This is a genomic window from Rothia mucilaginosa, from assembly GCF_901875305.1.
GTDB lineage: Bacteria > Actinomycetota > Actinomycetes > Actinomycetales > Micrococcaceae > Rothia.
Genome location: NZ_CABFLY010000002.1, coordinates 1 through 21,838, shown reverse-complemented (window position 1 = coordinate 21,838; position 21,838 = coordinate 1). Strand labels below are relative to the sequence as shown.

The following is a 21,838-nucleotide window of genomic DNA, read 5'->3' as shown; positions in this document are numbered from 1 at the left end:
CACAGGGAAGGATACCTACGATGCGGGGCACTGGTGCTCATGTCAGAGGCCTCAAGGCTAAAATCTTTCAGCCCGCGTACTCGCCTTTGGCGCCAATGCCCACATAGAAGGTTATCATCATCGTTTGTTGATTGTTAGGGGTTTTTACAGAATAAGATATCGTTTAGGTATCATTATCATTTATTGGTTATCTATACCCTGTGCTATTCACCCCAGCTGAGGAAGGGCGCACCCTCCCCAGACCTGTGATAACTATCCAATACGTATGCGAGCCCCCGTCCACACCAATGGACGGGGGCTCGCTCCACGATTCGGGATTCCCCACGGGGGTACCCAAACCTATGTTAGGAAGGCATAACCAGCGACAGGACGTAAACCCAAACACAGGTAACAACCAGCAGGGCTGCACTGTACTTGATAGCCATCGAGGTAATCTTCGATTCCTGACCGGCGCTGTTCACCGAAGCGGCCGCGATAGCAATCGACTGCGGGGACACAATCTTAGCCATCACACCACCGGCGGTGTTAGAAGCAACCAGCAGGGTCGGGTTCACGCTAATCTGCTGTGCAGTGGTAGCCTGCAGGCCGGCGAAGAGGATGTTGTTGTTCACCACGGAACCGGTCACGAACACGCCGATCCAACCGATAATCGGGGACAGCAGCGGGAAGATTGCACCCACAGCAGCAACAGCCAGTGCGATGGAGGTAATCATACCTGCGTAGTTCATGACGTTAGCAACGGACATCACCAAGCAAATCATGATAATCGGGGTCTTCAGCTGCTTCCAGGTAGCGCCGAGTTCCTCGATAGCCTCACCCCAGCTGATGGAGGAGGTCAGAATGGTGATAATAGCTGCCACCAGAATTGCGGTACCGGAAGCGCCAATGATGCTCCAGGTGTAGGTCACGTCAAAAGCCTTAGGAGTCGGAACAATTGGTGCTGCCTGCTGGATGCTCCTGTGCACCCACGGAATCGGGAAGGTAACGTTGCTGAAGGCCAACAGACCGCCCTTAGCGAAGAGCGGCTTGAAAGCGGTCGACCAGAGCAAAATCACGACGGACAGGTAGACGAAGGGGCTCCATGCCTTGAGGATTTCACCACCGGAGTACTTGACGCTCTGCTGAGCCTCAACCTCTTCCAGGGAGGGAGCAGTGGGCTCGCGGAAAAGGTTCTTGGGCTGCCACTTCTGCATAATGAGTGCCAGCACCACCAGGGCCAGCAGCGGCGGGATGATATCAACGAGCTCGGGGTTGCCGAGGCCTGCGAGCAGAACGGACTGGCCGCCGGAGTAGACGAGGCCAACGATCAGTGCGACCAGACCGACCTCGCGGATACCGCGCAGACCGTCCTGAATTGCGACAAGCAGCACGGGGATGAGGGCTGCAATAATCTGGATAACCAGAACCAACTCAGTGGACAGGCCGTGCAGGTCCACGCCACCGCGGGTTGCTGCGGTGGTCACGGGAATACCGATAGCGCCGTACGCACCGGAGCTCACGTTAGCAATCAGGGCGAACATTGCGGCCTTGAGCGGGTTGAAGCCCAAGGACACCAGCAGTGCTGCACAGATAGCAATCGGGATACCGAAGCCAGCAGCACCTTCAAGGAAGCCACCGAAGCAGAAGGCAATCAGCAGCATCTGGATGCGCTGGTCGGTAGAGATGGAGGAGATGGAAGAGCGGACGATTTCAAAACCACCGGAACGCACGGAAATGCGGTAGAGCCACACTGCCATGAGGACAATCCAGCCGATGGGCCACAGGCCTGCAAGGAAGCCGTGGAGGATAGAGCCGGCACCTGCGAGCACGGGCATACCGAAGATGCCGCAACCGATAACGAGTGCGAGCACCAGGGAGATGACGGCAGATTTAATACCGCTGAGCTTCAGGACGGTGAGGCCCAGAAGGAAGAAAATAATCGGGACTGCTGCTACGAGTGCGGAGAGTGCGCTCGAGTGCAGCGGGTCGTAGACTTGCTGCCACATGATTGTATTGCTTTCCTTTCCACGCCCCGAGGGGCGGGATTGTTATGCCGCAAACCTGCCCAAATCCCCACCCGGCGGGATGTGCCGAGGGCGTTCATCCCTTCTCGTCGTGCCAGAAAGGTAGTATGCGAAGAGGTGTCTTCGCGTGGGTTTATGTTGGTTTTACGGCTGTGAAATTTTGAGTGTGCCGGACCGCGTTCAGGTCACATGAACCTAAATATTCCTTGATATATCAAGGAAATTTATCAACCAAATGGCGGTTTACGTAACGTTGAACACGGCTCCTTGATATCAAATGTACCATCGAATACCCACATGCTCAGACATATTCCAACATTTAGATTTAAGCTCATATTTATATTTCTACCTAAACTGCCCCCTCTGCCAGCAATTTCACGGCTCAGGCTCTCCTCCTCCACCCGGATCCATGTCCGACCGGAGGTAACATAACGCAACATACAGTTAGAAGACAGCCCCCAGAAATTACCTAACGATTTCTCAGACCAACCCGGCACCGTAAGCGCATAGAACTTCTTACGCAACTACCGCAAACGCGCCTAGCACGTCGATCGGGTCGAACCCTCTGATACCCACGCACCAGATATTCGACAGACTCATGCATAAGATCCGAAGCGCACAAAAAGCTCCGGAAGGAAAACCCTTCCGGAGCTTTATCAGTCGGGTTGACAGGATTTGAACCTGCGACCCCTTGACCCCCAGTCAAGTGCGCTACCAAGCTGCGCCACAACCCGATTCGTTATTCACGATTAGCCCGAGGTTTCCCCCGAACACTCGAATAACTATACCGGGCTTCTAGCCCCTGCGCAAGCCAGATTCACGATTTTTAGAAAAAATCTTAAAAATCTTTTGAGAGCACCTGCTGCCGATTCGCCGACACCGAATACACAACCGGCGCCGAACACCGCGCGCCGGGTAACAGCGCAACCCGTCACCCCGGCACACAGTCAGTTCCGACTCAAAGAATCCGAGCATCCGCTAACGGCGGCCGCCCTTACCCTTCTTAGCCTTCGCGCTCTGACGTTCCCCCAGGGTGCGGCGCTCACGCACGCGCATCGAAATCTCAATCGGGGTGCCCGTGAAGTCGAAGGTCTCACGCAGACGACGCATAATGAATCGACGGTAGCCCGGGTCCAAGAAGCCAGTCGTAAACAGCACAAACTTCGGCGGACGCGAAGACACCTGGGTGCCGAACAGGATGCGCGGTTGCTTACCACCGCGCAACGGGTGCGGATGCGCGGCCACAATCTCACCCAGGAACGCGTTCAGGCGGCCGGTCGGGATACGCGAATCCCACGACTCCAGCGAGTGCTCCAGGGCGGGCACCAGCTTATCCTTGTGCCAACCGGTCTTCGCCGAGATGTTCACGCGAGGAGCCCACTTCACGTGTGCCAGGTCGCGCTCAATCTCGCGCTCCAGCATCTCGCGGCGATCCTCGTCGAGGGTATCCCACTTGTTGAAGGCCAGAACCATCGCGCGGCCCGAGTCAATCACGGTCTGCACGATGCGCACATCCTGCTCAGAAATCGGCTCGGAAACGTCCAGCAGCACCACGGCCACCTCGGAACGCTCCAGGGCGGTCTGGGTACGCAGCGAGGAGTAGAACTCCGCGCCCTTCGCCATGTGCTGGCGGCGGCGAATACCTGCGGTATCCACAAAACGCCAGGGGTAGCCACCCAGCTCAATAATCTCGTCAATCGGGTCACGGGTGGTACCGGCCAGGTCATTCACCACAGCGCGCTCGGAGCCCGCCAGCTTGTTCAGCAGCGAGGACTTACCCACATTCGGGCGACCCACCAGGGCCACACGGCGCGGGCCGCCCAGCGCCTCCGGCTGCGCAAACTGCGAGTGCTCCGGCATGACCTCCAGAATCTCATCCAGGGCATCCGCCAGGCCGCGGCCGTGCAGACCCGATACCGGGAACGGCTGACCCATACCCAGCGACCAGAGGTTATAAATCTCCGGCTCCAGGTGGGCATCATCAATCTTGTTAGCAATCAGAATGATCGGCTTCTTCACACGGCGCAACATGCGCACGATCTGCTCGTCCGAAGCGGTCACGCCCACACGGGCGTCCACCACCAGGACCACCACATCGGCCTGCTCCACCGCAATCTCAGCCTGGTCTGCCACCTGAGCGTCAATGCCGCGGGCATCAGATTCCCAACCACCGGTGTCCACCAGGGTGAAGCTCTTGCCCAGCCACTCGGCCTTGTAGGACACGCGGTCACGGGTCACACCCGGCTTATCCTCCACCACGGCCTCGCGGCGGCCCAGAATACGGTTAATGATGGTCGACTTACCCACGTTCGGGCGACCCACAATCGCCACCACCGGGTCGGCCAGCTGCTCTTCCTCTTCCTCGATGTCGAAGCCCCAGGCACCCAGCAGGGCGCGGTCCTCCTCATCCAGGTCGTAGTCTTCCAGACCCTCCAGCAGGGCCTGGGCGCGCTGGTCGGCGGTTTCGTCGTCAATCTCAGCCAGGCGTTCGGTGACGTCGTCCTCGCCACCGCCCAGGTACTTGTCTTCGTAATCGTCGCGGATAGCGTCCTCAGCCATGCGCGCTCCTTTCTCTACCCGCACCGCGGCCAACACATCGGTCAGCACGCGAGCACGGCTCAACGTCTTATCGGGAACGGGCACCCCGCTCCCCCGGCGTTCCAGCGGGACCTAGCCCGCGCGCTTCGCCTTCAACTGGTCATTCACAGCGTTAATCACTGCAGAGACCGTCGCATTAAAATCAAGGTCCGAGCTGTCCACCAGGGTCACACCCTCGGCAGCTTCCATAAAGTTATTGACCTTCGAATCCTTCGCATCACGCTCCGCAATCTGCTTGCTCAAATCACCCGAAGCGCCGGACTTCTCGGAGTTCTCCAGGCCGCGGCGAGCCATGCGCACCTCCTCGGAGGCGGTCAGCAGGATACGCGCGTCAGCATCGGGAGCCACCACGGTCGTAATATCGCGGCCCTCGGCAACCATGCCGTTCACGGCGTGGTCAATCGTCCAACGCTGCAGACCGATGAGGTACTCGCGCACCGCCGGAACCGAAGCCACAGCAGACACGGCCGAAGAAATGCGCTCGCTACGAATCTCCTCGCGGATATCGGTGGAGCCCATCATGATCTCTTCCTCGTTGATGTTCGTGCCGAACACCAGGGGCATCTCCTTGACGGCCTTCGCGATGGCCTCGGCATCGTTCAGGTCAATACCAAGCTCCAGCACACGGTAGGTTGCGGCGCGGTACATCGCACCGGTATCCAGGTAGGCCAGGCCAAAGTGACGGGCCACTTCCTTAGACACAGACGACTTGCCGGAGCCGGAAGGTCCGTCGATAGCAATCGTCAGTTTAGGGTTCTCGTGCATCTGCACTCCTTTAATTCGTCTCGCTCCATGCCGGAAAATACAGCATTAACTCTACTTCACCACGCGCCAGCCGCGGGCCGACAAATCGCGAACCAGCGACTCCAGAATCGAGGGGTTGACCGAGATTTCAGCCATACCCACCGGAGCACCTGTAGAGTGTTCCAGCCGCAGGTCCTCAATATTGGCGCCCAGCTCACCGATCTCGGCAAGCAACCGGGCCAGGGTGCCGGGGGTATCATCCACCAACACCGTCATCGTCGCGAAGGCCGCCGGAGCCGTACCATGCTTACCCGGAATACGGGCGACACCCGCATTACCCTCGCTCATCAGCTGCGCCAAATCCAGGCGAGCGCCGGAAGCCGCCGGGTCCTCCAGCGTCGAGATGAGCCGGTTCAGGTCATCACGAACCCCGTAGAGGGTCTGCACAATCGGCTCGGCATTCGCGGCAAAAATCTGAACCCACAGCGTCGGGTCAGAAGCCGCAATACGCACCGTATCGCGCAGTCCCTGTCCCGCCAGGGACAGGGCGTACAGCGGGGTATCCTGCAGGCGCGAGGCCAGCAACGAGCTCATCGCCTGCGGCACATGCGAGATGAGGGCCACCGTCTGATCGTGCTCCTCAACGCTCAGAGAAGTCACAATCGCGCCCAGCTCAACCGCCACGGAACGCACCAGGCGAACGCACTCGGGGCGGGCCGAATCGTGCTCGCAGATAATCCACGGGCGCGCCTGGAACAGCTCACCGCGGGCCGCCACCGGCCCAGACTTCTCGCGGCCGGCCATCGGATGCGAACCCACATAGCGCGACGCATCCGCGCCGGAGGCCAGTACATCCGCCAGGGGCCGCACCTTCACCGAGGCTACATCGGTCACCGTGGCGCCGGGGTAGCCGGTCTCGGGACGCGGCCCGTACATCCGCAGGGCCTGCGCGCACACGATGCCTGCCACATCCGGTGGGGCGGCCACAACCACCAGCTGCGGGGCGAAGGCGGCGCGCTCCTCCTCCGTCAGGGAGGAGAAGCTCGTTCCGGCACCGATATCCTGCGCCACAGCCTCGGCGGTGGGTGAAATATCTTGGACGTACACGTCCTCGCATCCTGCCGCACGCAACCCCAAACCAATGGAGGCACCCAGCAGACCCGAACCGATAATGAGTACCGGGCCGGTCAGCGTTGAGTCCATGGGTATCTCAGATGAGGAAAGCTCAGCGGGTGAGCTCATGACAACTCCTTAGCGTTATTACATGTCCACCGAAGCAAGCAGGTGACCGATCTCCACCTTGGAGAGGTTACGGATTGTGCCCTGCTTCTGCGAACCAATACGAATCGGGCCCATCTCAACGCGGACCAGGCGCTCAACCGGGTAACCGACAGCGTCGAAGAGGCGGCGCACGATGCGGTTCTTACCGGAGTGGATAGTCACCTCAACGAGCACGTGGCCGGGGGTGGAATCCACCAGCTTGAACTCGTCCACGCGGGTCACGCCGTCCTCCAGGCGGATACCCTTCTTCATGGCCGCCCCGACGCCGGGCTCCATCGGGCCGGGAACCTGCACCAGATAGGTCTTGGGCACCTCGTAGGAGGGGTGGGTCAGGCGGTTTGCCAGTTCACCGTCGTTGGTCAGCAGCAACAGACCCTCGGTTTCGACGTCCAGGCGGCCCACGTGGAACACGCGCTCGCTCATGGAGGGGCGCAGGAAGTCGGAGATGCAGGGGCGACCCTCGGGGTCTTCCATGGTGGAGACCACGCCGGCGGGCTTGTTGAAAGCCATGTAGACGAGCTTGTCGTTGGTCTGAACGGTCATGCCGTCCACCTGCACGGTTACCTTGGAGGGATCCACGCGTACACCCAGCTCGGTCACGACCTCACCGTTGACGGTGACGCGACCTTCAGTAATCATTTCTTCGCAGACGCGGCGGGATGCCACGCCAGCCTGCGCCAGCAGCTTCTGCAGGCGCAGGCCGTCGTGGTCGTAGAACTCGTAGTGGTCCACCGGTGCGTTGCGGGGACGGCGGGGACGGTGCGGGCCAGCGTAGTTGCTGACGCGGTACTCGCCGCGCTCATGGGCGAAAGCCTCGCCGGAGCGGTAGGGGCGGCCCGGTGCGCGGCGTTCGCGCTTGGGCAACTCTGCGCCGCGGCCTCGGCCGGAACCTGCGCGGCCTGCGCCGAACTTCTTCTCGCCAAACTTCTTGTCACCGAAGCCCTTTGCGCCGCCCTTGCCCGCCCCGCTCTTCGGAGCACCGGGACGACCGCCGCGCGCGGATGCCCCCTTAGGGCCGGGCTTACCGCCCTGACCGGGACGACCTGCGCCGGGTCGGCCACCGCGGGAGTTCTGGGGGCGACCGGATGCAGAGCGGCCGCCGCGGGAGGAGTTTCCATATGCCATGGTGTTCTTCTCTTTTCTGTCGTATAGTGCGAACGTTTCAGGCATTTCCCGAACGTTCGTTCGTCTTATTAATTCGTTGTCGTTGTCTTAGTCGTTGCCCTCGGCGAGCACTGCAGCTTCCGTGTCATCGGGCAGGAAGGGCGCGAGCGCCGGCAGCTCCTCCAGGGAGTCCAGCCCGAGCTTCGCCAGCAGTAGCTCCGTGGTTTCGTAGAGGGTCGCACCGGTTCCGGCTTCTCGCCCAACCTCGCGAATCAGCTGCCGCTGCAGCAGCTGGCGAATGGCCGCATCCGCGTTCACGCCGCGAATCGAGGCGACCATTGCGCGAGTCACCGGCTGCCGGTATGCAATCACGGCGAGCGTCTCGTAGGCGGGCTTGCTCAGGGTTGCACTCTTGGAGCGGGTCACGAAGCGCGCCACCCAGGGGGCGAAGTCGTCGCGTGCGTAGAGCTTCCAGCCGCCGGCGATGCGGCGCAGCTGGAATCCGCGCGGTTCGGGTGAGATGCCATCCTCACCGTATTCCGTTTCCTCGCCATTGTATTCACGGTACAGCTGATCGATGGCGTGTTCGACGGCCCGCTCGCTCACGATGAGCGCGGCAGAAAGCTCGCGCACGCTCACGGGGGCCTCGGCGACGGTGAGAATCGCTTCGATGGCGCTCTTGACGCCGCCGGGGATTGCCTCCACGCGGGAAAACTCGGCGTCGGGGTCAACCGCCACGCTGGGTGCGGTGGAGGGCCCTCCCGCGGGTATGTTCACTGGGCTCTTCTCTGCACCGTGTGCAGGTTCCTGCGGCGCTTCCGAGCTGTCCGGGTCCCCCGCAGCTTCAGGCTCTTCCGGTTCCCCGGCAATTTCAGCATCGGGCTCGACCGGTTCGGCCGCTGGTTCAACCATGAATTCGATCGGTGCCGAGGCGGCAGGCCCCGTATCGTCGTCGGCATTCGGATCCCAGTAACCCAGGTTCACGATGGCCAGGTCATCGGGGGTGAATTCGCGGTTGAAGCGCGATCCGTTCTCGGGGTTAGTCACGTTCCTCCTCCGGTTCGATGCCGTTCTCGGCGAACTCTGCCTCCAGGGTTTTGCGGGTTTCCGTGCTCTCGGAGAGTATAGGTTCCGAGCCGTCCCGAGCCGCTGAGAGAGCTTCAGGGCGAATCACGAAGCTTCCCGCCGTGGCGCTAGCTCGCACCAGAATCTCACCCAAGGGATGCTCCTGCTCCACGTGCAGGGCGCCCTCCTTGTAGAGCTCCAGCAAGGCCAAGAAGCGTACCACCGCAATTTCCAAGTTGCCCGCGCCCCGCACGAGCTCGTCAAAGCGCAACTCGCGCCCGGATGCGTCCAGCAGGGCGTGCAACAGATAGTGTTCCTCGGCGGCGATGGTGGTGACCGGAACGTGCAGGTGCTCGTTCAGCTCCTCCACGATTTCTTCCGCGGCGGGCTCGGATTCGGCGGGCTGCCGGCTCAGCGCGGCGGCCGCGATACGCGCGAACTCTTCGGCGCCTCCGGTCAGAACCAGTTCGGGCAGTGCATGGGCAAAACGCTCTTCGAGAGCGACAGCGCGAGGAAAACGCCGCGCTTCCTGCGCCCAGCGTTCGGCAAAGATATCGGCAACCTCGCGGTAGGCGCGGTACTGCAGCAGGCGCGCAAAGAGTAGGTCGCGGGCCTCGAGCAGGGCGACGTCTTCCTCGAGGGGTTCACGATGCTGCGGCAGCAGGCGCGCGGTCTTGAGCTCGAGGAGGGTTGCGGCGGTGACCAGAAATTCGCTGGCCTCGTCCAGGGCTCGCTCCGTGCCCTCGGCGTAGAGGGCCTGCAGGTAGGCGAGGAACTCATCGGTCACTTCGGCGAGCGCAACGTCGGTGATGTCGAGTTTGCGGCGCGAAATCAGGGTCAATAGAAGATCAAAGGGGCCCTCAAAATTACTGAGGGTGAGGGTGAAACCGCGTTCCGGGTTCTGCGGGCCGCGGCCCTCGGGTCGGGCGTTCTGGGCGGCCTCTGCGTTCGGTGTCGGTACCCTCACGGCAGCGACGTGTGTGGTCATAAAGACCTGTTCTCCTTATGTGTTTTCCGTCCCGCGTTCTGCGCGTTGCATCCGGTCGATGCGCCGGGCGTGCCTGCCGGTATCGTGCGGCTCGCGCCCTCGGCGATTTCTCGGCGGCGTCTTCAGCCGTCAAACGGCAAAGTAGCCGGTGCGGGTGGGAATGAATCCCCATAATTATACGCCCCCTATCGGCGCGGCTCAAGGGGTCGTGCAAGCCGCATCGGCAGGGGGCGCATCGAGGGAAGGGCTAGCGTGCACCACCCTTATAAATCAGTTCGCGTGCCACCTGGCGGTAGGCCTCGGCACCGGGGTGACTCGAAGCATACGTAAGAATCGGCTCGGCAGACACCGAAGCGTCCGGGAACTTCACGGTGCGCTTGATGACGGTGTCAAAAACCTTGTCGCCGAAGGCATCCACGATGCGTGCCAGAACTTCCTTAGAGTGGATGGTGCGCGCATCGAACATGGTAGCCAGCACGCCGACAATCTCGAGGTTCGGGTTCAAGCGGTCCTGCACCTTCTCGATGGAATCCACGAGCAGGGCTACGGCACGCAGCGCGAAGAACTCACAGATCAGAGGAATAATCACGCCGTCGGAGGCGGTCAGCGCGTTGACGGTCAGCAGGCCCAGAGAGGGCTGGCAGTCGATGAGGATGACGTCGTACTCATCGCGGACCTTGCGCAGTGCCGAGGCGAGAACCTGCTCGCGAGCGACCTCGTTGACCAGCTGCACCTCGGCTGCGGAAAGGTCGATATTAGCGGGCAGCAGGTCAATGTTCTCCACGCCGGTGGGCAGGATGACGTCCTTAATGTCGACCTTGCGGTCCATCATAACGTTGTAAACAGTCAAATCCAGCTCGTGCGGGTTCGCGCCAAAACCGGCGGAGAGAGCGCCCTGCGGGTCGAAGTCGACCAGCAGCACCTTGCGGCCACACTCTGCCAGTGCCGCGCCCAGGTTAATGGTGGAGGTGGTCTTACCCACGCCGCCCTTCTGATTCACCATAGAAATAATGCGGGCGGGACCGTGGCTACTCAGCGGAGCCGGGTCGGGGTACACGCGCAGGGGTCGACCGGTGGGGCCGAGTTCTTGTGCCTGAGCTTCAGTCAATGGTTCACCTTCATCAATGAATTCGAAGTTTTAAGTTTAAGCGTTGTCTATAAGGTTACCTCAAGAGCGACTGTTCCGCGGATTGGCGGGGTTTTATCCCCGCTCGTGGGCGCGCGGATGCGCCATCCGGTAGACCTCCATGAGCCCCTCAGGAGTGACCTTGGTGTACACCTGCGTGGTCGCGATGGAAGCATGCCCCAGCAGCTCCTGCACCACGCGAATATCGGCGCCGCCCTGCAACAGGTGGGTTGCGAAGCTGTGCCGCATGGAGTGCGGGGAGAAGTCCGCGCTGAGGCCCGCCGCCTCGGCAGCTTCCTTGAGGATGAGCCACGCGCCCTGGCGCCCCAGCCTGCCGCCTCGCCCGTTAACGAAGAGCGCGGCGGTGCCTTTACCATGCGCTACGAGGGAGGGACGGGCACGCACCAAGTAATCCTGAATGGCCTTGTGGGCATAATTTCCGAGGGGTACGAGGCGTTCCTTGCTCCCCTTGCCGAAGAGCCGCACGTACCCGGGGAGGGTGATGTCGTTGCCGTCCTCGTCGGTCAGGGTTTCTTCGCTGTGCACGTCGTCAATATCGGCGTTGAGCATTTCACTCACGCGGGCACCGGTGGCGTACAGAAATTCGAGTATGGCGCGGTTTCGCAGACCGATGGGTGTGTCCCGATCCGGCACGGCGAGGAGGCGTTGCATCTGCTCCACGGTAATAGCTTTGGGCAGGCGCTTAACATTCTTAGGCGGAGTAACGGTCGCGGCGGGGTCCTTCTCCACCATAAAGGCAGAGACCCAGAAGGCGTGGGCTCCGCGCACAGCTGCCATAGTACGGGCGATGGAGTTAGGGCCCAGCGGCAACGGGACATTCCCCTCGCCGCTCCCCCGCTCTCCCGCGGCGGTGCGACCCCCTTCGGCGGCGATGAGGACGGCCAGGGATTCTGCGGCTTCCTCGGCGTCCACGGAGCTCTCTTCCTCCGGCTGCTTCTTAGCTGGAGTGGCCAGGCCGGGTAGGGGTACGGTGGGTGCGGCAAGCTCACGCATGAATGAACGCACCTGCGCGGTCGTAATGCGTTCGGGGTCGATTACCCCGAGGGTGGAGAGGTACGCGGCGTAGCGGCGCAGGTCTCGCGCGTACGAGGCGATGGTGTTCTCGCTGCTACCCCGCTCGACCCGCAGGTGCACCAGGTACTGGTCGATGGCCCGTTCCAGGGGGGTCTGCGAGCGGTTCCCCTCAACCGCGGGGGTAGTGCCCTTCGGCGCGGGCTGTGCCATATCTATCCCCTTCTCACGCTGTCGTTCGGATACGCGCGGTAGCGCGAAATGCCTCCTCGAGGGATTGGGCGAGAAGGCCCAAAGCCCTAGCGGAAGGTCTGCGGCTTCTGGCGGCGATACCCCATGTAGGGGTGGAAATCCCAGCCACCGGCGGCCTCGCGCAGGCCCTCGAAGCCGCGCACTGAGGCGGCGTAGGTGGCAAGAATCGCCTGGATGGCCAGGGCGTTGTGCACTTTACCGTCTAACACCAGCTGCACCGCGTCCTGCAGGGGAACCCAACGGTAGGTCATCTCCGACTCTTCTTCGGTGCGTTCGGTACGCTCTTGGCGGGGTAGCTCGCTCAGGTCGCGGGCCAGGTAGACGCGGCCCGCCTCACTGGTTGCGCCGGGGCTGCTGAAGTAGTCGGTCAGGGCGTGCCAGCTGGCGGCTCGCAGGTCGGCTTCCTCAGCGAGCTCGCGCTGCGCGGCGTGGAGGGGGTCCTCACCGTCGATGTCGAGCAGACCGGCGGGCACCTCCCAGAGGTTCATGCGCACCGGGTGTCGGTACTGGTTGAGCATCAGCAATTCGTTGCGTTCGTTGAGCACAGCCACGGCCACGGCGCCGGGCATCTCCACCACATCGCGGGTGAGTACGGTTTCCTCGTTCAGCTCGTATTCCTCAACCGCGGTTTCGATGACGTATCCGCTGTATTTGACGGTCCGGGTGCGAATCGTGCGTTCGGAGGGCTCGTCGATAATATGCTGGTTTTCGCTCATATCTCTATTCTAGAGGGTTCGTTTCGGAACTCCCTCGTGCACCTCCCTGTTACTCAGCGGGCGACGCTCCCCGATGGGTTAAAGCGGTTAAACGGCGAGCGCCCCAGCCGCCTCGGGGACGGTTGGGGCGCTCAAAGCGTTCGGTCGCCTTATGCGCCGCGGCGCTCCAGGGCGGCCTTAATCAGGCCTGCAAAGAGCGGGTGCGGGCGGGTCGGGCGGGAGCGGTACTCGGGGTGCGCCTGAGTTGCCACGTAGTAGGGGTGAACCTCTGCGGGAAGCTCCACGTACTCAACCAGCGAGGAGTCCGGGGAAGTACCGGAGATCACGAGACCTGCCTCTTCGAGCTGCTCGCGGTACTCGTTGTTCACCTCGTAACGGTGGCGGTGACGTTCCGATGCTTCGGTGGCGCCGTAAGCCTTAGCCACCTGAGAGCCGGGCACCAGGTTTGCCTTGTAGAGGCCCAGACGCATGGTGCCGCCCAGGTCGCCGGCACCCTCGACGAACTGCTTCTGCTCTTCGATGGTAGCGATAACGGGCACGGGGGTTTCGGGGTCGAACTCAGTGGAAGATGCCGCTGACAGGCCCAGTACGTTACGTGCGTACTCAATCACCATGGACTGCAGACCCAGGCAAATACCCAGGGTCGGAATCTTGTGCTCGCGTGCGTACTTGAGGGCACCAATCTTGCCGTCCAGGCCGCGGATGCCGAAGCCGCCGGGCACCAGGATGGCGTCCATATCACGGAGCTGGTGATCTGCGTCCTCGTCGGTTGCGCACAGGTCAGCAGCAACCCACTTGATGTTGACCTTCACGTTGTTGGCAAAGCCGCCGGCACGCAGAGCCTCGGAGACCGAGAGGTATGCGTCGGGCAGGTCGATGTACTTACCGACCAGGGCCACGTTCACCTCTGCGGCGGGGCGGTGCACTGCGTCGAGCAGGCGGTCCCACTGGGTAAAGTCGGGCTCGGGTGCCTCAATGCCGAAGTAGTCGAGGATGTAGTCGTCGAGCTTCTGGCTGTGCAGGGTCTTGGGAATATCGTAGATACTGGGGGCATCGGCGCAGGAAATCACAGCGTCGGTGTCTACGTCGCAGGCGTTACCAATCTTGGAACGGTGCGATGCGGGGACCTCGCGCTCACAGCGCAGAATCAGGCCGTCGGGCTGAATACCTAGGCCGCGCAGTGCTGCAACGGAGTGCTGGGTGGGCTTGGTCTTCAGTTCGCCAGAGGGGCCGATGTAGGGAACCAGAGAAACATGCAGGAAGAAGACGTTCTTACGTCCGACATCGCGGCGAACCTGACGTGCCGCTTCCATGAAGGGCAGGGACTCGATATCGCCAACGGTGCCACCGATTTCGGTAATGATGATGTCGGGGGCATTGTCGATTTCCGCTGCGTGACGCATGCGGGATTTAATCTCGTCGGTGATGTGAGGAATCACCTGGACGGTGTCGCCGAGGTATTCGCCGCGGCGCTCCTTCGCGATAACGGAGGAGTAAACCTGACCGGTGGTCACGTTAGCGGACTGGTCGAGATTCTCGTCCAGGAAACGCTCGTAGTGTCCAATGTCCAGGTCGGTTTCCGCACCGTCGTCGGTGACAAAGACTTCACCGTGCTGGAAGGGGTTCATCGTACCGGGGTCGACGTTCAGGTAGGGGTCGAACTTCTGCATGGTCACGGAGAGGCCACGAGAGCGAAGAAGCTGACCGAGGGAAGAGGCCGACAGGCCCTTACCGAGAGAAGATGCAACACCGCCGGTCACGAAAATCTGGCGGGTTACCTTGTCGTTAGAGGACGCATTCTGAGCGTTATTTTTTTCATTCACCACGGAATTTAAGCCTACCATTTTCTTGTCTGCTATCCAAGCAGAGGACTACGCCACAAGATGATTCTCGCAGGCCGAAGCCCTCCCCTTGGGTTTTGTCTCCACTGCAAACGCCCGCGGGGTTTATATTCCCGCTGCGCCATTCAGAGGTTTTCCTCGAGTACCCCTCGAGTATCTCATACCCTTCACCCCACGTGCGCGGGGATTAGCTGTCCGCACGCCCGTTTTCAGGCGGTGGATTCCGAGGTACATCTCTCCCGATTCGGGGCGTTTCACCCCTGGTTCTGGGACACCTGCCGACCGGCTTCCAATAGCTCCCGAGCGTGCTCGCGAGCCGACTCGGATTGGTCGTGCCCGGAGAGCATGCGGGCCAGTTCCACCACGCGCTCCTCCTCGGTGAGCACCTGCACCTTCGATAGCGAGGCATCGTCATTCTTGAGCACCAGGATGTGCTGGTCAGCGAAGGCGGCCACCTGCGGTAGGTGGGTCACCACCAGCACCTGCACATGCCGGGCAAGCATGGCCAGACGGCGACCAATCTCGATAGCGGCCTTGCCACCCACACCCGAGTCAACCTCATCAAAGATGAAGGTGGGCACGGGATCCACATCGGCGAGCACCACCTCGAGGGCCAGCATCACGCGAGAGAGCTCACCACCGGATGCTCCCTTGCCGAGCGGGCGAGGTACGGCGGTGCGGTGGGGCGCCAGCATGAAGGTGACGGTGTCGCGGCCGTGTACCGAGAATTTCTCGGCTTCGGCAACTTCCACCACGAGGGAGGCGTTCGGCATAGCCAGGGCGGTCAGTTCCTCGCTCACGGCGTCAGCAAGTTTTTGGGCGGCCGCACGGCGCAAGTTTGTCAGCTCTTCGGCCTGCTCCCCAAGGACCTTGCGTAGCTGCACAAGCTCCGTTTCGAGAGTTTCCTGGCGCTGCGGGTCATCCACGAGGGTGTCCAGGCGGGTGCGGGACCCCTCGGCCCATTCAAGCACCTCGGCGATGTCTGCCCCGTACTTGCGCATGAGCGTTGCCAGCTGGGCGCGCCGAGTCTGCACCTGTGCCAGACGCTCGGGCCCCTCCACATCCAGGGAAGCCGCGTAGGAGGAAAGATCCGATGCAATGTCGGTGGTCAGAATCATGAGCTCATTGACGCGCGCTTCCAGGCCGGCAAGCTCTTCATCTGCAGAGGCCTGGCCTTGCAGAGCGCCACGGGCAGCGTCAAGCAACCCCATAACGTTGGCTTCCTCGCCGCTCGAGTATTCGCTACCGCTCAGCGCGGTCAAGGCCGTTGCAGAGGCAATCCGCAGGGCCTCAACGTTCATGAGCTTCACCATTTCGGCCTTGAGCTCGTCCTCTTCACCCGCGCGAGGATTGACGGCGGCGATTTCCTCGAGTGCCCCCTGCAGGCTTTGCGCTTCTAGGGCACGAGCACGAGAGTTCTCCCGCACTTCCTTGAGTTCCGCGGCAGCTGCGCGGTAGCGTTCGTAGTTCTCGCGATATTTCGCCAGTAGGGAGGCCAACTCCTCCCCCGCATACAGGTCGAGGGATTGGCGCTGTTCTACAGGCGACTTGAGGCGCAACTGGTCCGACTGGCCGTGCACGGCCACGAGGCTCTGCCCAATCTGGGCGAGAGTTCCAATGGGTGCAGAGCAACCGCCGACGTGAGCGCGTGAGCGCCCGGAAGCATTGACGGTACGAGCCAACAACAGTTCCGAGCTCTGCTCATCAATCTCTTCGGTGGTCCCGCCGGCTTCTTCGGCCAGGGCGAGGGCGCGGTGGCCTCGCGGCAGACGGATGACGGCCTCGGCGAGCGCGTTCTTGGCACCGCTGCGCACGCTGGTGGCATCTGAACGAGCGCCCAGCAACATTCCGAGGGCGGTGACGACCATGGTCTTACCTGCACCGGTTTCACCGGTCAGAACGGAGAACCCCGGTTCGAGGGGGAGCCTTGCATCGGTGATGATGCCGAGGTCGCGAATATGAATTTCCTCAATCACGAATGTTCATTCCTTTTCTTTTGGCCGTTTCATTTTTCACCACTCAACCAGGGCGATAGCCACCAGAACACTGCAAGCTTTACAGGTTGCACTACCCATCTATTTGGAGGACTTTACCTCAGCCTCCTGCGGGCCGCGCCAGCCGCGGATGGGCAACTCAAATTTACGCACCAGACGCTCCGAGAAGGGTGCAGGGTGAATACGGGCCAGTAGCACGGGCTTCTCGGATCGACGCACCTCAATGCGCGAACCAGGGTCAAGCTCCACGGTACGGCGGCCATCACACCAGAGTACGCCGGAGGCACCATTTTCGGGCATGAGCTCTACCGCCAGGGTGGAGGTGGGAGCCGCTACGAGCGGGCGCGCAAAGAGAGCATGAGCAGAGAGCGGAACCATCAGGATTGCCTCAACCTCGGGCCAGACCACTGGGCCACCACCTGAGAAAGCGTAGGCGGTCGAGCCGGTGGGGGTTCCCATAACCACACCGTCGCAGCCGAAGGTACTCAGCGGCCGGGCATCCACCTCGATAATGACCTCAATCATCTTTTCGCGGTTGCCCTTTTCGACGCTGGCCTCGTTCAGCGCCCAGTCACTGTGCACGCGCTTACCGTTGTTCCATACCTCAACGTCAATGGCCATACGCTCTTCGACCGTGTACTCGCTGTTAACGATGTGGCGCACCGTCTCGCTCAGGTCGCTCTCTTCAGATTCTGCGAGGAACCCAACGTGGCCCAGATTCACGCCAATCAGGGGGACGCTGGTGTGGCGCACCATCTCGGCGGCACGCAGAATCGAGCCATCGCCGCCCAGCACCACGCCTAGCTCAATATCAATGAGGGCCACCGATTCATGAACCACCTGCACGGGAACGGGCTCATCCCAGTTCTCACTCAGGGTCTCCAGGTCGGAGCGAGTCATGACGGGCGCGAGCCCTGCTTCGTAGAGCTGGGTGCATGCCTGCCGAGCGGCATCTCGTGCTTCTTTGCGTCCCACGTGGGCAAAGACCAGAATTTTTCGCCCATGATCATCCGAACGATCCGCTACGTGGTGCGCACTCTCCGACTGCACCTGCGCAAGAGCTGCATCCTGATCTGCACGACTCTTTTGTTTTGCCATAACGACTCTCTCCCATTCATGGTTGAGGTATTGAGCTGGTGTACTTACATCTATCATACCGAATATGTTCTCGAAAATTCCCCAAAATATTCTATTTTTAGAAAATTATTTCGAATATCCAGCAGCTGGGGTATCTCCAAAATACCCGGTGAATAGCGAGGCAGCCCGAGAAAGCCCCACTCTCAAACGCTTTCTGCGTTACCGAGCGGTTTTTCTCAGACTGCCTAGAACACTATTTATTTTCGGCACCAGAGGAAGTACTCCACGTTGCCGTCCTGGCCAGGGAGCGGGCTGGGCTCCATGCCCATCACCCGCAGCCCGTGGCCGATAGCGGAGGCTTGCACCTTCTCCACCGCTTCACGGCGGGCGGCTTCTTCGTAGACCACTCCCCCGCGTCCGATGCGGTGCTTGCCGACCTCGAACTGCGGCTTGACCATAAGCACCAGATCGCCGCCGGTTTCGGTGGCGTTCACTAACGCCTCCATAACCAGGGTCAGCGAGATGAACGACAGGTCCGAGACCGTCAGCTCAACCTGCCCGCCAATATCTTCGGGCTTCAGGTAGCGAACGTTGAGGCCTTCGTACACGCCGACCCGGGGATCTTGACGCAGCGCGTCCACAAGCTGGTCGTGTCCCACGTCCACGGCCGCCACGTGGGTAGCCCCTCGACGAAGTAGCACGTCGGTAAAGCCTCCGGTGGATGCTCCCGCATCCAGGCAACGTTTGCCCTCCACCTCGATATCTGGAAACGCGTCGAGGGCGCCTACGAGCTTGTGGCCTGCTCGGCTGACGTATTCGGTCAGCTCGCTCTGGCGCACATAGAGGGTATCCTCCGGCCCCACGAGCGCGGATGCTTTGCGCGCAACCTTGCCGTTGACCTGTACGTCTCCCGCAGCAATAAGCTTTGCGGCAAGAGTCCGAGAGCTCACGAACCCGGACTCGACCAGGTATTTATCGAGGCGCACGGTGTTCCTACCCATATCTTCTTTCTGTCGTCATGTAGTATCGGTGAACCCTCAGAACATACCGTCTGAGGATTCACCACCGCGAGGCTAGGAGAGGTTATCGAGGTCCTTTTCCAGCTGCTCGCTCATCGTTTCGAGGCGCTTGACACGTTCTACCGGGTCGGTAGCGAGGACCGCCGCCAACTTCCGCTCAAATTCGGCGTCTGCGATAGAACGGTCGTTCTCGATTTTTGCGGCCTCCGCGTTCGTAGCTTCGTCCCGTTTAGGCACCGGGAAGGCCCTCAATGACGGGTACGGCTGCTTGCTCGGGGTTAGCTGCCCACCATGCAGCATAGGCAACGCGCCAAGCTTCTGCTTCGCTCTCGCTTCCGGCGAAGGTACCTTCGTCAAGGTCCTCGGGGCCGGTAAGGGTTAGGCTCTCGCCTCGCACCCGTGCCTGCCAGGTGGGGCCGGTTGCAATCACCTCGTAGCCTTCGAAGAGCACCTCAATCTCGGGGTAGGGTGCGAAGAAGTCGTCCAGGGTGCGTAGCACGTAGGTCGGGCGCTGTTCGGGTACGGCTTCAATAACGTCGCGGTAGGTCTGCACGCCGGTGAGCACGAGCGCGCCGTCCATCTGCGCGTTATTAGCGCCGAGAATATCGGTGTCCAGGCGGTCACCCACGATGACGGGACGCTCGGAGTTCAAGGCTTGTGCTGCGGTGTGGAAGATGGGGGCTTCGGGCTTGCCCGCAACGAGCGGGGTACGGCGCGAGGCGATTGCCACGGCTGCAACGAGGGTTCCGTTGCCGGGGGCCTGGCCACGTTCCTTGGGGATGGTCTGGTCGGTGTTGGTGGCCACCCATAGCACTTTGGGGTTTGCTAGGGTGTAGGAGGCTTCTGCCAGATCCTCCCAGCCCATCTTCGGGTCAAAGCCTTGGATAAGGGCTATAGGCCCCTCAGCTTCGGTGCGAACGGGTTCCAAGCCTGCGTCACGCACACAGTCGGCGAGGGCCTCGGTGCCGGTAATCAGCACCTTGGAGCCTGCGGGAATCTGCTGTGCGAGAAGCTTGGCACCAGCCTGCGCGGAGCTCACGATACGTTCAGCACGGGTGTGCACGCCGAGGTTGCGCAGGTGTTCCGCAACGGATTCCACCGAGCGTGAGGCATTATTAGTCACGAAAATAACCGGTACGTTGAGCTCTTCCTCAGCGCGGTTGAGAGCTTCGGGAGCTCCCTCGATGGCGAAAGGGCCGGCATAGACAACGCCGTCCAAGTCTGAGAGGAGTGCGTCGTAGTGGGCAAGGAGTGCGGTCGTGGTCATGAGAACCTCTTCCGGGGTCTAAGCGGCTAGTATTTCCTCTATCGTACCCGTTCCGCACTACCCGGGCCTACCATTCGTCACGGGTAGGCTCCGATTCGGACGACGTCTGCTCCACTGTAGCGCAAACCGCCGGATGCAAGCTCGCGTAGAGCCGCATCCGGCGGTTTAGCATGTATAAGCTTTATTCTGCGTCAGCCTGGGCGTTTTCCTCGGCTTCAGGCTCTCCAGATGCTTCCGTAGCAGAGTTCTCGGAAGTGTTTTCTTCGGAGTCAGCTACTTCTGTCTTCTCAGAGATCTCTTCTTCAGCCGTCTTGGCCGGATGCTCCGCGGGCTTCTCTTCCTTCTCGAAGAGGTCTGCCTCACCGAAGATATCGAAAATCTCGGGCTCCGCAAAGTTGCCCTGCCCCAGTGCAGCCTCAGCCACGACAGACAGGCGGGCCCAACGCTCGGCTTCCTGCTCGCGACCGGCGTTAGCGAGAGCATCAGCATAAGCGCTAAAAAGACGCGGGCTATATTCGAAGGCGCGTTTGGGGTTCAGCTGCGGAATCTGCAGGGCGGCCACGGCCTGGCTCTTCTTACCCTGATCGGTCAGGATACCAGACTCGACAATAGCCAGCTCCACGCGCACCTCAGCGGGCAACTCTTCCCGTTTGAATTCGGCAATCATTTCCTGGGCCTTGGGCAGGCGTCCCAGCGCACGCTCGCAGTCCACAAGTAGCGCGAGGTGGTCCACAGAACCACTGATACGACGGTGAGTGCGTAGCTCACGCAGGGCCAGCTCGTAGTCCTCTGCCACGTATGCAGCTACGCCCACGGCTTCACGCACGGCCGCAATACGACCGGCGCTACGCGAGGCTGCTGCGGCGTGTGCCAGCGCAAATTCGGGATCAATATCAAGGTAGCGGCCCGCCATCACCAGATGCTTGGCGACGGTCTCAGCATTACGAGGTTCCAGAGCACGTAGCTGGCGGTAGGTTGCACCATCCAGCTCACGGCCGGTCACATCGCTATCAATCTCGGGTGCTTTGGGCTTAGCAGGGCGATAGCCTGTACGACCTCCGATGCTACGTACCTCTTCACGAGGTACATCGCTCTCAGGTCCGTTGGAGCGGAGCGCCTTCGAACGCGCATCGGAGCGACGACCATCAAACTTCTTGCCTCCGCGATCGTTACGCTTGAAACCGCCCTTACCGCCGAAGTTCTTGCCGCCCTTCTTAGAGCGGAAATCCTTACCACCGTTGTTCTTGCGGTGCTGGCGGGGGCCGGAGCCGTTAGACTCGTGGCGGGGGGTCTCAGACATGAATCTCCTTGGGAGGTATCCGCTCGTGGCGGGTCGTGAATGCAGTCGGTCCGGACGGTCCGCTGCCTGAGGCATCAACTCTATGGAGGGGCGTTCGGCCCGTCTTTAATGCCCAATATAAGCCATACCATTCTAGTATAGAGGGCGGCTTTCGTGCACCTGTAGCGGTGCGGATCCGCGCCCTCCCTAGGTTTCGAGAGGTTTCAACCGCGGACGTTAGGGAGGGGATGACCCTCTTCCCTATTCTTCTCTGCTCAGAGTTTCTTCTATCGGGCGTGCTACTCGTCAAGCAGAGTAGCTTGTTAAACAAAAATAGCCCCGGCGGAGCCGGGGCTACTGAATAATAAAGCGGCAGCGACCTACTCTCCCACACCCACAAAAGTGCAGTACCATCGGCGCAAAGAGTCTTAGCTACTGGGTTCGGAATGGAA

17 protein-coding genes, 1 tRNA gene and 1 rRNA gene are annotated in these 21,838 nt (G+C 61.2%); all 19 read right to left on the bottom strand.

The genetic code is table 11. The annotated features are described in order from the left end of the window. Nucleotides 1-344: 344 nt before the first annotated feature. Nucleotides 345-1,985: an L-lactate permease gene (locus JX292_RS02345; RefSeq protein ID WP_204860992.1), complete on the bottom strand. Its 1,641-nt coding sequence runs from the start codon at nucleotides 1,983-1,985 to the stop codon at nucleotides 345-347. A 678-nt stretch (nucleotides 1,986-2,663) separates the two neighbouring features. Further along, nucleotides 2,664-2,737: transfer RNA gene (locus JX292_RS02340), tRNA-Pro, on the bottom strand. A 244-nt stretch (nucleotides 2,738-2,981) separates the two neighbouring features. Further along, complete coding sequence (gene der, locus JX292_RS02335) at nucleotides 2,982-4,562, bottom strand: ribosome biogenesis GTPase Der (RefSeq protein ID WP_204860990.1); 1,581 nt, start codon at nucleotides 4,560-4,562, stop codon at nucleotides 2,982-2,984. 111 nt (nucleotides 4,563-4,673) lie between these two features. Continuing rightward, entirely contained in the window at nucleotides 4,674-5,366 is a 693-nt protein-coding gene (gene cmk, locus JX292_RS02330; protein WP_204860987.1) for a (d)CMP kinase, read from the bottom strand. A 51-nt stretch (nucleotides 5,367-5,417) separates the two neighbouring features. Further along, complete coding sequence (locus tag JX292_RS02325) at nucleotides 5,418-6,587, bottom strand: prephenate dehydrogenase (protein ID WP_204860984.1); 1,170 nt, start codon at nucleotides 6,585-6,587, stop codon at nucleotides 5,418-5,420. An 18-nt stretch (nucleotides 6,588-6,605) separates the two neighbouring features. Next, nucleotides 6,606-7,751, bottom strand: a complete 1,146-nt coding sequence (locus JX292_RS02320) for a pseudouridine synthase (protein WP_204860982.1) — start codon at nucleotides 7,749-7,751, stop codon at nucleotides 6,606-6,608. An 87-nt stretch (nucleotides 7,752-7,838) separates the two neighbouring features. Further along, nucleotides 7,839-8,777 carry an SMC-Scp complex subunit ScpB gene (scpB, locus tag JX292_RS02315; RefSeq protein ID WP_239653589.1) on the bottom strand — a complete coding sequence of 313 codons (939 nt, stop codon included), beginning with the start codon at nucleotides 8,775-8,777 and terminating at the stop codon, nucleotides 7,839-7,841. Continuing rightward, on the bottom strand, nucleotides 8,770-9,783 hold the full coding sequence (locus JX292_RS02310) for a segregation and condensation protein A (protein ID WP_204860980.1): 1,014 nt from the start codon (nucleotides 9,781-9,783) through the stop codon (nucleotides 8,770-8,772). Before JX292_RS02310 ends, scpB begins: the two co-directional genes overlap by 8 nt. A 247-nt stretch (nucleotides 9,784-10,030) precedes the next feature. Beyond that, nucleotides 10,031-10,891 carry a ParA family protein gene (locus tag JX292_RS02305; protein ID WP_204860978.1) on the bottom strand — a complete coding sequence of 287 codons (861 nt, stop codon included), beginning with the start codon at nucleotides 10,889-10,891 and terminating at the stop codon, nucleotides 10,031-10,033. A 93-nt stretch (nucleotides 10,892-10,984) separates the two neighbouring features. Next, nucleotides 10,985-12,154: a site-specific tyrosine recombinase XerD gene (locus tag JX292_RS02300; protein ID WP_204860976.1), complete on the bottom strand. Its 1,170-nt coding sequence runs from the start codon at nucleotides 12,152-12,154 to the stop codon at nucleotides 10,985-10,987. 86 nt (nucleotides 12,155-12,240) lie between these two features. Continuing rightward, nucleotides 12,241-12,909 carry an NUDIX domain-containing protein gene (locus tag JX292_RS02295; protein ID WP_204860973.1) on the bottom strand — a complete coding sequence of 223 codons (669 nt, stop codon included), beginning with the start codon at nucleotides 12,907-12,909 and terminating at the stop codon, nucleotides 12,241-12,243. Nucleotides 12,910-13,058: 149 nt separating this feature from the next. Next, nucleotides 13,059-14,753, bottom strand: coding sequence for a CTP synthase (locus tag JX292_RS02290; protein WP_239653588.1), 1,695 nt, complete (start codon nucleotides 14,751-14,753; stop codon nucleotides 13,059-13,061). Between the two features lie 251 nt (nucleotides 14,754-15,004). Further along, nucleotides 15,005-16,726, bottom strand: coding sequence for a DNA repair protein RecN (gene recN / locus JX292_RS02285; RefSeq protein ID WP_204860971.1), 1,722 nt, complete (start codon nucleotides 16,724-16,726; stop codon nucleotides 15,005-15,007). A gap of 99 nt (nucleotides 16,727-16,825) precedes the next feature. Further along, nucleotides 16,826-17,842, bottom strand: a complete 1,017-nt coding sequence (locus JX292_RS02280) for an NAD kinase (protein WP_204860969.1) — start codon at nucleotides 17,840-17,842, stop codon at nucleotides 16,826-16,828. A 236-nt stretch (nucleotides 17,843-18,078) separates the two neighbouring features. Beyond that, nucleotides 18,079-18,807 (bottom strand): TlyA family RNA methyltransferase, encoded by a 729-nt coding sequence (locus JX292_RS02275; RefSeq protein ID WP_204861749.1) that lies wholly within the window; start codon nucleotides 18,805-18,807, stop codon nucleotides 18,079-18,081. Between the two features lie 87 nt (nucleotides 18,808-18,894). Continuing rightward, nucleotides 18,895-19,077: a GTPase gene (locus JX292_RS02270; protein ID WP_204861791.1), complete on the bottom strand. Its 183-nt coding sequence runs from the start codon at nucleotides 19,075-19,077 to the stop codon at nucleotides 18,895-18,897. Further along, entirely contained in the window at nucleotides 19,070-20,107 is a 1,038-nt protein-coding gene (locus JX292_RS02265) for an HAD-IIA family hydrolase (RefSeq protein ID WP_204860959.1), read from the bottom strand. The genes JX292_RS02270 and JX292_RS02265 overlap by 8 nt, the downstream gene beginning before the upstream one ends. A gap of 181 nt (nucleotides 20,108-20,288) precedes the next feature. Next, nucleotides 20,289-21,407, bottom strand: a complete 1,119-nt coding sequence (locus JX292_RS02260) for a hypothetical protein (RefSeq protein ID WP_204860956.1) — start codon at nucleotides 21,405-21,407, stop codon at nucleotides 20,289-20,291. A 346-nt stretch (nucleotides 21,408-21,753) separates the two neighbouring features. Further along, nucleotides 21,754-21,838, bottom strand: a 5S ribosomal RNA gene (gene rrf, locus JX292_RS09125); the annotation flags it as partial.